General features: G+C 43.5%; 10 protein-coding genes. 6 read left to right on the plus strand and 4 right to left on the minus strand.

Annotated features, from left to right (window positions below):
* Nucleotides 1–37: 37 nt before the first annotated feature.
* From L1266_RS06845 to L1266_RS06855, 3 genes are read left to right on the plus strand one after another with little or no spacing between them, the layout of a single operon-like run.
* Nucleotides 38–1,579 (plus strand): tryptophan halogenase family protein, encoded by a 1,542-nt coding sequence (locus tag L1266_RS06845; protein ID WP_235377147.1) that lies wholly within the window; start codon nt 38–40, stop codon nt 1,577–1,579.
* Between the two features lie 20 nt (nt 1,580–1,599).
* Nucleotides 1,600–2,325: a SapC family protein gene (locus tag L1266_RS06850; protein ID WP_138616057.1), complete on the plus strand. Its 726-nt coding sequence runs from the start codon at nt 1,600–1,602 to the stop codon at nt 2,323–2,325.
* A complete protein-coding gene (locus L1266_RS06855; protein ID WP_235377148.1) occupies nt 2,325–3,335 on the plus strand; it encodes a cupin-like domain-containing protein in 1,011 nt (336 codons plus the stop codon). Before L1266_RS06850 ends, L1266_RS06855 begins: the two co-directional genes overlap by 1 nt.
* A 94-nt stretch (nt 3,336–3,429) precedes the next feature.
* Here the strand turns inward: L1266_RS06855 and L1266_RS06860 are convergent, their stop codons facing one another.
* The 3 genes from L1266_RS06860 to L1266_RS06870 form a co-directional block, all read right to left on the minus strand.
* Nucleotides 3,430–4,467: a glycoside hydrolase family 16 protein gene (locus L1266_RS06860; protein ID WP_235377149.1), complete on the minus strand. Its 1,038-nt coding sequence runs from the start codon at nt 4,465–4,467 to the stop codon at nt 3,430–3,432.
* On the minus strand, nt 4,458–6,920 hold the full coding sequence (locus L1266_RS06865) for a glycoside hydrolase family 3 protein (RefSeq protein WP_442960596.1): 2,463 nt from the start codon (nt 6,918–6,920) through the stop codon (nt 4,458–4,460). The genes L1266_RS06860 and L1266_RS06865 overlap by 10 nt, the downstream gene beginning before the upstream one ends.
* Before the next feature lie 63 nt (nt 6,921–6,983).
* A complete protein-coding gene (locus L1266_RS06870) occupies nt 6,984–8,243 on the minus strand; it encodes a sugar MFS transporter (RefSeq protein WP_235377151.1) in 1,260 nt (419 codons plus the stop codon).
* A 231-nt stretch (nt 8,244–8,474) separates the two neighbouring features.
* Here L1266_RS06870 and L1266_RS06875 point away from each other — a divergent pair, with 231 nt between their 5' ends.
* Genes L1266_RS06875 through L1266_RS06885 form a run of 3 tightly spaced genes read left to right on the plus strand, consistent with a single transcriptional unit; the run spans nt 8,475 to nt 12,179 of the window.
* Nucleotides 8,475–9,803: a GH1 family beta-glucosidase gene (locus tag L1266_RS06875; RefSeq protein ID WP_235377152.1), complete on the plus strand. Its 1,329-nt coding sequence runs from the start codon at nt 8,475–8,477 to the stop codon at nt 9,801–9,803.
* A gap of 24 nt (nt 9,804–9,827) precedes the next feature.
* Complete coding sequence (locus L1266_RS06880; RefSeq protein WP_235377153.1) at nt 9,828–11,159, plus strand: glycoside-pentoside-hexuronide (GPH):cation symporter; 1,332 nt, start codon at nt 9,828–9,830, stop codon at nt 11,157–11,159.
* A gap of 21 nt (nt 11,160–11,180) precedes the next feature.
* Nucleotides 11,181–12,179, plus strand: coding sequence for a LacI family DNA-binding transcriptional regulator (locus L1266_RS06885; RefSeq protein ID WP_138600360.1), 999 nt, complete (start codon nt 11,181–11,183; stop codon nt 12,177–12,179).
* On the opposite strand, the gene L1266_RS06890 is transcribed toward L1266_RS06885, so the two are convergent.
* On the minus strand, nt 12,166–14,133 hold the full coding sequence (locus L1266_RS06890; protein ID WP_235377154.1) for a response regulator: 1,968 nt from the start codon (nt 14,131–14,133) through the stop codon (nt 12,166–12,168). The genes L1266_RS06885 and L1266_RS06890 overlap by 14 nt on opposite strands.
* Nucleotides 14,134–14,178 lie beyond the last annotated feature (45 nt).

The following is a 14,178-nucleotide window of genomic DNA, read 5'->3' on the forward strand; positions in this document are numbered from 1 at the left end:
CTAGTTTGTCTACATAGCATTTGAGATGGCCTTAAACATGCAAAAGAATGAAGTAAAAAAAGTCGTCATTTTAGGTGGTGGTACAGCAGGTTGGTTATCTGCAAGTTTAATTGCTGCCCAGCCTCATTTAACTCACAACGCACAAATTACCCTGATTGAGTCGCCTGATATTGCCACCATTGGTGTCGGTGAAGGTACTTGGCCAACCATGCGACAAACCTTAAAAACCATCGGCATTAGCGAAAGTGAATTTATTCAACGTTGTGATGCGTCTTTTAAACAAGGCTCACGTTTTGATGGCTGGTGCGACGATGAAGGCGACGCACATTATTACCACCCGTTCAGCTTACCGGTGGCATATCAGCAATTAAATATTGCACCTTATTGGTTTGCCAACAAAGATGCCGTGAGTTTCAGCCACGCGGTGGCAAGCCAAACCTACTTATGCGATCACCATAAAGCACCGAAAAACCACTTACATAGTGCCTATCAAGGTGAAGCAAACTATGGCTATCATTTAGATGCTGGTAAGTTTGCCATGCTGCTACAACAACACTGCACTACCAAGCTAAACGTTGAGCATATCGTCAGTCATGTTGAATGCATCAATAGTGATGAAGATGGCTATATTAGTTCATTGCAAACCCGCGATCATGGCACTATTGCGGGTGATTTATTTATTGATTGCTCTGGCACCCACGCAAAGCTGTTACATCAACATTACGGGATAGAGCTAATCGAGCAACACGATGTGTTATTTAACGATCGAGCCGTTGCCGTACAGGTGCCCTATTTAAACCCGCAGCAAGAGATCCTTTCTTATACCAAAGCCACGGCGCAAGATGCCGGTTGGATTTGGGATATCGGCTTACAAAGCCGCCGTGGTCTGGGTATGGTGTACTCAAGTCGTTTTGCCAATAGCGAAGATGCGAAACAAGCGCTTAGCCAGTACATTGCAAAAACCCAGCCTGGCACAGCACAAAATGAACTGATATTTCGTGAAATTAGTTTTACGCCCGGCTATAGACGCCGTTTTTGGTATAAAAACTGTTTAGCTATTGGTATGTCTGCAGGCTTTATTGAACCACTTGAAGCCTCAGCGTTAGTCATGGTGGAGCTTGGCCTTAATAACTTACTTGCTAATTTCCCAACACATCGTGCTGCAATGCCGACACTGGCAAAACGTTTTGATGAGCAGTGCCATTATCGCTGGAAACGTATCATTGAGTTTTTAAAGCTGCATTATGTGTTGTCAAAGCGCACAAGCCCTTATTGGCAAGCTCATAAAGAGGCAAACTCAATTCCTCTGCAACTTCAAGAAAACTTAGCACTTTGGCAATATCAAAGTCCGTGGTTAAACGACTTTGACCGTGCTCAAGAGGTCTTCTCTGCAGCCAGTTACCAGTATGTACTTTATGGAATGAAGCAATTGCCACAGTTTCCTGTACTTGCAATGCCTGCGGCAATTATTGAGCATTTTAGTGCTAACCAACAACAAGCCAAACGCGGATTACAACAACTACCCACTAACCGCGAGCTGTTAAATCATATTCAGCAATTTGGTATACAACCTATTTAATCTCAGTATTAGGAGGCCCAATGGCCAATCATGTCTTACTTGATAACATCAGCCATAAAGACCTAAAAGTGATCACCACACGCGGTGCTAACTGGGGCGACAATATTAGCTGCGCTACCGTATTTCCAAGTGAGTTTGCTAAAGTTCAAGCAAATCAACCTATCGTATTTCGTAAGCACCCACAAACAGGTCAATTCGAAGCCCTCGCTTTATTTGGTTTTGAAAATGGTGAGAACTTGCTGCTAAACGAGCAAGGCGAATTGCAACTGAGTTACTTACCGCTAAGTATGCAGCGCCAGCCATTTTTAATTGGCCAACAAACCCAGTATAACAACGGTATTCCTGAGCAATCTCTGGTGGTACATATTGATTTAGACAGCCCACGCATAAGCACACATGATGGCGAAGCCATTTTCCTTGAACATGGTGGAAATAGCGAATACTTAAATCATATTGCTCAAGTACTTAACGCGTTACATCAAGAACACCAAACAATTAATCTGTTTTTTGAGCGTTTGCTTAGCGTTAATTTACTCGAAGCTTTCAGTATTGAATATGCAGATAAAAATGGCGAAAAAGTCACAGTAAGCGGCTTTTATACTATTAACCAACAGGTGCTAAACGGCTTAACCGCTGAACAGCTTAAGCAGTTACAACAGCAAGGTGACCTACAGGCTATTTATATGGTGCTGGCATCAATGGAGCACATTCCTCATTTGCTTAATAAAAAATGGGCTCAGCAGTAATGTTTGCGGCTGCGCCAATAAAAGAATGCCAGGCTTCAAGCATTGCTGATCTAAAAGTGTTTTTAGCTGAGCAAACTGAACCACTGGTCATAAGAGATCTCTGCGTTGATTGGCCCCAAGTCATGGCAGCTAAACAAAGTTCTAAAAACGCCTTAGACTACCTTTTAGGGCTTGCCAATAACGCCCCAGTACGCAGTTTTAGCAGCCAAGCAATTCATCAGGGTCGCTATTTTTATAACGCTGATTTCTCAGGGCTTAATTTCTCACAGCACGCCGATAACTTAGTTTCTGTACTGCAAAAATTAGCACATTTACTCACACAAACCGACAGTGATTCACTGTATATGGGCTCTACTGCTGTGGAGTATTGCGCTCCGGGCTTTAGTGTTGAAAACCCATTAACAGTAACCGATTATAACTGCCTAACCAGCCTCTGGGTGGGAAATCATAGTCAGATTGCGGCTCACTATGACAATGCCGATAACCTAGCTTGTGTTGCTGCGGGTAAGCGTACGTTTACACTATTGCCAACTGATCAGGTCAATAACCTTTACGTTGGTCCACTCGAATTTACACCCGCTGGGCAAGCGATTAGCTTGGTTGATTTTGATAACCCTGATTTCAGCCGCTTTCCACGTTTTAAAGAAGCTGTAGCAAAGGCGCAATCGGCAACTCTTGGCCCTGGCGATGCTATTTATATTCCAGCGCTTTGGTGGCATCAGGTTAGTGCAACCAGTCCGTTTAATGTGTTGGTGAACTATTGGTGGCGACAAGCCCCAGAGTATTTAGCAAACCCATTTGATGCCATGCTGCACAGTATGCTGGCAATTAAAGACTTGCCAAACGAGCATAAACAGAAATGGCAGCAACTCTTTAATCATTATGTGTTTGCTGATGATGTGGATTTAGCAAGCCACGTTGCTGAGCCTGCGCAAGGGATATTAGCGGATATCGACGAACTAACGGCCAGAAGAGTAAGGCAGCTATTACTGCAAAAACTCAACCGATAGAATGAACCAAAAGCCAGCGGATGCAACGAGTTCGGCGAAGCATCTGCAGGCTCTTGGTTCATAATTCACTTATAGCAACCCGCTTAATTAAGTACTATTGCGGATTGGTCTTACCCTTTATTTGTACTGCTGATGGCTGCTTTGTTGCACAGCCGATACCTGTTTCACTATTTTTACTACATTGAAAAACACGTACGTAATCCACCAGCATTTGCTTAGGATAACCTGCAAAATCAACGCCTTTAGCATTCACATTTGCTGGCCAGTTTCCGCCTACTGCAAAGTTAAGCAGTAAATGAAAACGCTGATCAAACGGAGCAAAGCCGGTATTTTCTATAAACGAGCCGTCTTGTTGTTGTGATGTTGAATACCACTGGTCGTGGCGAAATGTCGCATAGTGAACATCATCAACATACCAACGAATTTCATCTTGCTGCCATTCAAGGGCATAAACATGAAAGTTATCAGCCGGGTTATTAGCTTCGCTAAAACGGTACGGCGAACCGCTGTAAACATTTTTGGGTGCAGGACCACCGTAATGCAAGGTGCCGTGTACGCGCGTTTCAAGGCTGCCAGCTGGCGCTGTTTTGTCATCAGTGAGAGTCTTTAGATTAACTGCTTCCATGATGTCTATTTCGCCTGATGATGCCCAGCGACCATAACGCCAATCAGTTGGTAACATCCAAATTGCTGGCCACGCGCCTTGCCCTGCTGGCAATTTAGCGCGAATTTCAAACCGCCCGTATCGCCAATCAGCTAAGTTTTTAGTGCGTAAACGTGCAGAAGTGAACGGCTGAGTCGCTTGTTTTTCTCGCTCAGCATCGCTACTCACTTCATCGCTATTATGCAATGGCCCAGTGTATTGCTCTTGGCGAGCAACAATATGCAATAGGCCATCTTTAACAAAACTGTTTTCGCTACGCGCGGTATAACATTGCTGCTCATCATTACCGCCACCTCGACAATTTACTTCGTGTTGCCACTTAGTTAGGTCGAGATCATTTTGCGAAAATTCGTCTTGCCAAACTAACTGCCAGCCTTCTCCTAGGCTGGCTTTGACAGGCGCAGGGGTTTGCTGACAGGCACTAAGCGCACCTGTTAGCAAAATAACAGCATACGATTTTACTGACATGAGACTGTTGCGTCCTCGGTGTGCACGCTCGTTACTGATAGTTTAGCAATTGATACTTGCCATGCACCTTCAGTGGCTAATTGCCAAGGCGAGAATACTTGCCCAAGCTGCACACCTTGCTCTGCAAAGCAGCTCAAATCTACCGTTAGTGTTTGCCAATCATTTACTGCTTTAAGCTGTTTGCTAATATCAAATTGGCCGTCACAGTTTTCACCGCATTGCATACCTAGCATTAGCGGCGCATCAGCAGCTTGGTCTACCTTAATCTGCATTTGCAGTTGACCCGCTTTTTCAACGTATGAACGTAAATCCGATGGGAACGCAGCCATTAAACGAACCGCAGCCGCTTCTTTACCATTAAAGCTGATTGCGCGCGCATCTTCTTGTACGTCTTTATCAAAGGTTTTTACGCTAACAGCGTTAAGGGCTGCACGGCTACTGGTCATGGCTTGTTGCTCAGAACCACTTTGTAGTTGCAGTGACCACGGTGCTTTTACGGCACGTTCAAATAATACTAAGTCTTCTAATTTAGCGGCAACTTGTGATTTTTCGCTAAGGTCATCTGCTAATGTATTTTTATCTTGGTAAGTTAAACCAAAGCCATAAGGTAATAGTGGCGCGTAATCTTTATCACCACGGTTTTGGTTACCTACCGGGTTATTTGGCCACGAGAACGATAACTTACCTTTAAAGTCATGATTGATAGAACCATCTTGCTTTTTAAAGATAACATCGCTGATTGCATCACCTTCACTGCCTGGTAACCAAGTTGCGACAAACGCATCACTAGCATTCAACTCTGCATTCACCCACATTGGGCGGCCACTAATAAATAGCGACACCACAGGAATACCGGCTTTTTTTAGCTTTTTAAGCAGGGCTAAATCAGTTTTATTACCACGTTGGTATTCAAGGTTATCTAAATCACCATTACCTTCTGCATACGGCTGTTCACCGAACACCACAATCGCGACATCTGGCTTAGATTCAAATTCGCCATTCACATTGTATTGAACCTGACCTCCTGCTTGCTCAACTGTATTTTTGATCCCATCAAAAATTGAAGAGCCACCCGGGAAGTCACTATTTTCGTTACCTGTACCCTGCCATGTGATTGTCCAGCCACCTGACTGCATACCAATGTTATCTGCGCCCTGGCCGGCAACTAATACATTTGCATTTGCTGATAGCGGTAACAACTGTTGTTTATTTTTCAGTAGTACTAGTGATTCACGGACTGCTTGTTTTGCAACTGCGCGATGTTCTGCACTACCAATGATCTCTGTTTTACCTGAAAGCGGACGCTTGGCAGGGCTTGGCTTATCAAACAAACCTGCGCGCATTTTTACACGTAAGATACGTGTTACTGCATCATCGATACGGCTTTGTGCAATTTCGCCACTTTTAACTTGCTTAATAAGGTTTTCGTAAAGTGGTTTCCATGCATCTGTCGGTACCATGTACACATCAAGACCCGCATTTGCAGCCTGCGCACAGTTGCCATTAGTACAACCCGGAATTTGACCGTGGCCGTTCCAGTCACCAACAACAAAACCATCAAAACCCATTTTATCTTTTAGCACGTCGGTAAGTAGGTATTTACTGCCATGAATTTTTTCACCATTCCAGCTGTTGAATGACGCCATTACGGTTTGCGCCCCCGCACCTAAGCCGCCTACATAACCTTGCGCATGAATATCAAATAACTCTTGCTCAGATGCCGTGTTATTACCTTGGTCATCACCGCCTTCTGTGCCGCCATCACCTAAAAAGTGTTTAACCGTACTGATCACACGTTTATCAGATAAAAAGTCGTCATCAACCGCACCTTGCAACCCCTTAACAATGGCTGCTGAATACGCTTTTACAATTTCAGGGTCTTCAGAATAGCCTTCATAAGTTCGGCCCCAACGGTCGTCACGAACAACAGCCACAGTTGGTGCAAATACCCAGTCGATACCAGTTACCATCACTTCTTGCGCGGTAGCGGCGGCAATTTTTTCGATTAACTCAGGGTTGTTTGTTGCACCTAAACCAATGTTATGTGGAAATAATGTCGCACCAATTACGTTATTGTGACCATGCACGGCATCGGTACCCCACATAGTCGGAATTGAGCTGCCATCGAGCGAGTCATCAATTGAGGCTTGATACATTTTTTCAGCAAGATCAATCCAATCTGCAGCGCTGGCATGTTTATCATTATTAGGGAATGCGCCACCGCCATTGAGGTAAGAACCAAAGCCGTATTTACGCATATCTTCAACGGTTATATCGCGAATTTCTGGCTGGATCATTTGCGCAATTTTTTGCTCAAGGGTCATATTTGCCAACATTTTCGCAATTTGTGCTTCCATTTCTGGATTTGCTGCAATGCCCGTTTCGATATTTGGCCAAATTTCTTGCTCAGTGCTCACGTTGGTCACCTTATCTTGTCCAGTACAACCTAGCATGCTGACGCTTGCCATCATTAACGAACAGAGAGTGAATGTTTTTTTCAATTTCATTTTTTGCACCTATGAAGTCTGAGTTGATACTTTTGAGCCAACCAGCGCAAAGTAAGTAATATATAAATAACAGGCGATTGGTAAGAATAACGCCATTTGCACGCCAATAGAATCTGCTAATACGCCTTGTAGTAATGGAATAATCGCCCCCCCTACAATCGCTAAACATAAAATGCCTGATCCTTTTGAGGTGTATTTTCCAAGGCCGTGTAAAGCAAGGCTAAAAATGGTTGGGAACATAATCGAGTTACATAATCCCACAAGCAAAATTGCCCACATAGCAAGGCTGCCCTCACCCGTCATAGCAATCAATACTAACAATACCGCCAACAAGCCATGGCATGCCAACACCTTGCCTGCATTAAATTTCTGCATTACAACTGCACCAATAAAACGGCCAACCATGGCTCCTGCAAAGTAGTAGCTAATATAATGCGCAGCTTCATTTTCTGGTAAACCAGCAATGTTATCTAGGGTCAAAAAGCCCACCAAAAAGCTACCAATCGCCACTTCTGCGCCCACATACACAAAAATACCTACAGCACCTAAAATGAGGTGGCGGTAACGCCAAACACTGCCTAAATCAACAAAATCTTCTAAATCTTGATGTGCCGCTTCGCTATCACTTTCTTTACCTAGTTTTGGCAATTTTAAAAATGCAAAGATAACCGCAAGTACCAACAAGCTTAACGACAACATTAAATAAGGGAGTTTCACTTCTTCTGCGGTGGCTTGACTAACCTCAGATAGAATTAACCAACCACCAAAAATTGGTGCAACCGTGGTTCCTAAAGAGTTAAATGCTTGTGTCATAGTCAAACGCGAAGATGCTGTTTTTTGCGGACCAAGTACACTTACATAAGGATTGGCAGATACTTGTAAAATCGTGATGCCCGAGGCAAGGACAAACAAGGCTAGTAAAAATAATTCGTACACATGGGCAACCGCAGCTGGGTAAAACAGCGCACACCCCACGGCTGCGACCACTAAACCAACCACGATACCAAACTGGTAGCCAATACGACTGACCAACTTTCCAGCAGGGATCGACATCACAAAATACGCACCAAAGAAGCAAAATTGAATGAGCATAGCCTGCGTATAGTTAAGTGAAAACATACCTTTTAAATAAGGGATTAAAATGTCATTCAGACAGGTTATGAATCCCCACATAAAAAATAATGTGGTCAATGATGCCAGCGCAAAGTGCTGCTTAGGCATATCTGCTTGGCTTGCAGCAGCCGACACAGGGGTTGAAACATGAGCCATAATTTTCTTCTCTAGTTAATTATATTTATCAGTTTGTTACAGCAAGGTTTAATACTTAATCACTAACAGCAAATAGCGAAATATGTTGCAACATTAAATGTAAGCGCTTACATTTATAACATATAAATCATATTTAGCAATTTATTTGCAGAAAAATTGTAAGCGCTTACAACTGAGTCTAAGCTCTAATTTACTAAGCCTTACACTTAACCCGAAGGACGAGTATCTACTGTGTATAAATCAATTTCACTGTTACCAGATTCATCTTTACTCAAGCCCGAGTTCACGTTCGGTGTGGCAACAGCTTCATTCCAGATTGAAGGGGCACGCGATAAGCGCCTTGATTGTATCTGGGATACATTTTGCGAAAAGCCTGGCGCTATTGCTGACCAAAGCCATGGCGATGTAGCTTGTGACCATGTTGCACGTTGGCAGCAAGATGTCGAGATGATTGCAGATTTGGCTGTCGATGCTTACCGCTTATCTATTTCGTGGCCAAGGGTCATGCAGCAAGATGGCTCGGTTAACGAGCAAGGTATGGCGTTTTATGTTCAGTTATTAACGGCTTTAAAAGCGCGTAACATTAAAACCTATGTCACCTTATATCACTGGGATTTACCTCAATACCTTGAAGATAATGGCGGCTGGTTAAATCGCGAAACAGCCTATAAATTTAAAGACTATGCCGAACTTGTTACTCAACATTTAGGCCATTTGGTTGATTCATTCGCCACCTTGAACGAACCATTTTGTAGCGCTTATTTAGGCTATGAAGTGGGTGTACATGCACCTGGCATAAAATCACAACAAGCTGGCCGACAAGCAGCGCACCACTTACTACTCGCCCACGGCCTTGCTATGCAAGTATTACGTAAAAACTGCCCAAACACAGAAGCAGGTATCGTATTAAACTTCAGCCCAACGTATCCTTTAACCGAAGATGATAAAAAAGCCGCAGAGCTTGCTGATCAATACCACAATCAATGGTATATCAAAGCGGTTTTAGAAGGTGCTTACCCCTCTTTAATGGATGATTTAGCAGATGAAGTTAAACCAATTATTATTGCTGGCGATATGGCAATTATTCGTCAAGCCGTCGACTTTATTGGCGTTAACTATTATACCCGCATACACTACAAAAATACCGCTGATGGCTGGTTTGAAGAAGCAAACCTTGCGGATGTTCGTGTTACCGATATGGGCTGGGAAGTTTATCCTCAAGGCTTAACTGAGCTTTTAGTATCATTGCATCAGCAATATGATTTACCAAAAATGTACATTACCGAAAATGGCGCAGCCATGGCCGATACATTAGAAAATGGTGAAGTGAACGACATAGAACGCGTAGATTATTATCACACTCATTTAAATGCAGTGTGTGATGCAATTCGCCAAGGCGTCGATATTCAAGGCTACTTTGCGTGGAGCTTAATGGACAACTTTGAGTGGGCCTATGGCTACGAAAAGCGCTTTGGGTTAGTTTATATTGACTACCAAAGCCAACAACGCATTTTAAAAGAAAGCGCAAAACAATATCGCGCGCTACTCAAACAGCGATAAAAATAACAACAATCGAGAACACACATGCTGACAAAAAGAGAAAAAATAGCCTACGGATTAGGCGACACAGCAAGTAATATCATCTTTCAAACGGTGATGTTATTTTTAACTTTTTTCTATACTGATATCTTTGGTATTTCACCCGTGATTGTTGGCACCTTGTTTTTGGTGGTGAGAGTCGTTGATGCCATCACCGACCCATTAATGGGAGCCTTAACCGATTCAACTCGCACTAGGTGGGGAAGCTATCGCCCCTACTTACTCTGGCTCGCTTTACCATTTGGGGTGATCAGCATGATCACCTTCACCACACCAGATCTACCTGAGTCAGGCAAAGTCATTTACGCCTTTGTCACTTACACTTTGCTGATGCTGGTGTACACCGCGATTAACATTCCTTACTCAGCGTTAGGTGGGGTATTAAGTGGCGACCCTAAAGAGCGAGTATCCATTCAATCTTATCGCTTTGTGTTTGGTATGCTGGGCGGCTTAATTGTCAGTGCCTGTACTTTGCCTTTGGTAAACTGGCTTGGCAAAGGTGATAACGCCACGGGCTACCAACTCACTATGGCCCTGATGAGCGGCTTAGGTGTGATCTTATTCTTAATTTGTTTTCGCTTTACCAAAGAGCGCGTAGCGGCGCATAACAGCTCATCGTTGAGCTGGAAAACCCGCATGAACACGCTATGGCAAAATGGCCCATTTAAAGTATTGTGCTTTGCTGCATTTATGCTGTTAACCAGTATGGTACTGCGCACCACCCTTGCCATTTACTATGTAAAATATGTACTTGGTGAAGCCGAGCTGGTCACCTACTTTGTTACCATCGGCATGATAGGTAATATTCTGGGCTGTGCCTGTGCAAACCCTCTTAGTAAACGCGTTGATAAGAAAACCGCCTATATTCGTTTGCAATACATCTCTGCGGCAATTAGTTGCGTGGCATTTTGGTTGCCAGGCGAACAACTTGCACTTGCCTTTGCGGTGTACTTTTTGTGGTGTTTTTTCACGCAAATGGCAACTCCGTTACTGTGGGCAAAAATGGCCGACACCATAGATTATGGGCAATGGAAAACCGGTGAAAGGCTAACAGGCCTAGTCTACGCAAGCGTGGTCTTTTTTATTAAGCTTGGCCTTGCTCTTGGCGGTGCCATTGCAGGTTGGTTATTGGCATTTTATGGCTATGAAGCCAATACCGAACTCAGTGAACACACGCTCTCGGGTATCTTAATTTCATTTACCCTTTACCCAGCAATAGGTAGTATGCTTGTCGCATTTATCATGAAAAGGTATATTCTTGATAATCAAACGGTTGAGCGGATCAGTGCCGATTTATCGTTAAAAAAGCATCCATAACTTTGTTTAAAAAGGAATAACATGGCCACCATTTACGAGGTGTCGAAACTTGCAGGCGTTTCTCTTGCAACCGTTTCGCGAGTAATGAACAACAATGCAAATGTCAGTGATGCAACACGTAAAAAGGTCACTGCCGCAATGGATGAGCTTGGCTATAGACCTAACTCAATTGCTCAGTCACTGGCATCAAATTGCTCGAACAGTGTTGGTCTACTGGTCTCTGAATTACAAGGCCCATTTTACGGGCCTATGATGAGCGGCATTGAAAATACCTTTCGTAATCAAGGCAAACACCTGATTATTGCTGCAGGTCACAGTGATGAAGAACGAGAAAAACAAGGGATTGAATTTTTAATTAGCCGTAACTGCGATGCGCTTATTTTGCATGTTGAAGCAGTCAGCGACGACTACCTAATTAAACTTAGCAAAGGCCGTACTCCGTTTGTACTAATCAACCGCTATATCAGCGAACTCAGTGACCGCTGCATTTTGCTTAATAATATAAAAGGCGGATATCTAGCGACTAAACATGTTCTAGAACAAGGTCATAAAGACATTGCCTACATCAGTGGACCAGCTTGGAAGCAAGATGCCAAAGACCGCCTAGAAGGCCACAAACAAGCGCTTGCTGAGTTTAACCTTGAGTTTGATGAAAACCTCTTATTTCAAGGTGATTTCATGGAAGCGAGCGGTTATGAGGGGTTAAAAGCACTTCATCAACAAACGCATCCATTCACGGCGCTTATCTGTGCTAATGATGAAATGGCAGTGGGTGCCATGGCAAGCGCACGTGATTTAGGGCTAACGTTACCTAAGCAATTGTCGATTATGGGCTACGATAACGTGTTTTTCACCCGTCACGTTTACCCACAATTAACCACCATTAATTACCCCATAAATGAAATGGGCCGCATGGCTGCTGACTGGGTGTTAAACCAAGTTTATCAAAAACAAACACCGCCGTTACAAACGCTATTTGAACCTGAACTAGTAGTCAGGCATTCAATTAGTCAGCAATAAGCTCGGATAACAAGCCAAGATTAATCGGTTTTAACAGCACTTGTTCTATATCAAGTTGTTTAATTCTTTCTGGCTCTGGTTCGGCGCCACTTACAATGACTAATTTTAAGTCGGGGTGGCGCTGTTTAATTTCTTTTGCTAAATCTAGCCCTCCACCATCAGGCAAATGCATATCGAGTAATACTTTAGCAAAATTTTGGTCGTCACTCAGTGTCTCAAGACACGCAGCACAACTTGGCGCTATGACAGTTTCAACACCTAAGCTTTCAAGCAATAATTGGGTAATCTGTGCCGCATCACTGTCGTCTTCAACCAATAAATAACGCGTGCTCTGGTTGGTCATTTCAGGGCTGTCGTCTTGCTCAATCACAGGTGCAGTATTGCCTTCGCAAATATAATGATTAAGCACTTGGTAAAGCAACCCAGAATCAACCGGCTTGGCAATCATATCGTTAAAACCCAGTGCGCTTAACTCAGTTTTCACCCCTTTCATAGTGGCCGCAGTAAGCGCGATAATTGGCCCTTGATAACCCATTTTACGAAGTTCAATAGTGGCTTCTTTACCGCCCATAACCGGCATATGCAAATCAATAAAAACAATATCAAAAGGCTCACCCGCTTGTTCTGCATTAGCGACTTTCTCAATAGCTTGTTTACCGTGTTCTGCGTATTCCACTTCAGCACCGGTCATAGTGATCATATGACCTACTAGGTTACGTAAATCTTTTAAGTCGTCGACCACTAATACCCGACCACTGGTTTCAAGGGTGGCTAATTTTTGTTGGCAATCTGGGTTTGAATCAAAACGCAGTACTTGGCGCTCAACATCACGAATGTTGCCCGGGTAGATAGAAAGGGTAAATTCTGAGCCCACACCTTGCGTAGACTCAAGCTCAATTGAGCCTTGCATTCGATTAAGTAGCTCAGAACAAATGGCAAGGCCAAGCCCTGCTCCACCGACATCTCGGGATTCTACATCAGCAATTTGTTCAAATGGTTTAAAGATCAAAGCTTGTTTTTCGGCTGGGATTCCAAGACCTGTGTCTTTAATACTAAAAAACAGCATTTCGCGCTCATTAACCCAAGCAGTCCAAGCACGCACTGTGATCTCGCCTTGGTTAGTAAACTTAATTGCATTGTTGATGATGTTAATCAGGATTTGGCGTAACCGCGTCGCGTCTGTGTTGACAACTAAAGGTAAGGCTTGCTGAGATTCAAATTTAAGTGTTAAGCCTTTATCAACCGCTGAGACGCGCATTAAGGTATAAACGTCCGCCATTAGGCTATCTAAATTGACATCACTGCAATTGAGCTCAAGTTTATCAGCAGCAATTTTTGATAGGTCGAGCACATCATTAAGTAAGCTCAGAAGATGCTTACCATTTCGGTAAATCACACCCAGCTCGTTTTGGGCATGCTGGTTCTTACCACTTTGCATTAGTAACTCGGTATAACCCAAGATGGATGACAGGGGCGTACGTAACTCATGGCTTAAATGCGCCAAAAAACGGTCTTTAGAACGGTTTTCTGCTTCAGCTTTTAAGCGTTCAACACGCTCATCTTCAACATCTCGTCGTGCTAACGCATAACGAATAGCGCGGGCAAAACGGCTAGAGTTCATCTCGTTTTTAACAAGGTAATCAACCGCACCGGCATCAAGCGCTGCAGAATCGAGAGCTTCATCTGATTGCCCGGTAAGCATGATAATCGGACCGCGAAAACCATTATCAACGGCCCGTTTTAGCACTTCTAAACCATCAGAGGCACCTAAACGATAATCTAACAAACAAATATCATGCTTGTTTTCGCTCAGCACACTGATGGCCTGTTCAGGGCAACTTAACCACTCAACATCGAATGTATGGGAACCTAATTGCTCTAGGTAGTCGCAAGTAAGAATATAATCGTCTTCGTCGTCTTCTACTAAGAGTAATCGGGTTACCTTATCTAACATTCTTATTCCTTATAGCAATTTGCTTAATAAAATATTATCGCAAAT

The sequence above is a fragment of the Pseudoalteromonas sp. Cn5-37 genome, assembly GCF_021532495.1.
GTDB classification, from domain to species: domain Bacteria; phylum Pseudomonadota; class Gammaproteobacteria; order Enterobacterales; family Alteromonadaceae; genus Pseudoalteromonas; species Pseudoalteromonas simplex.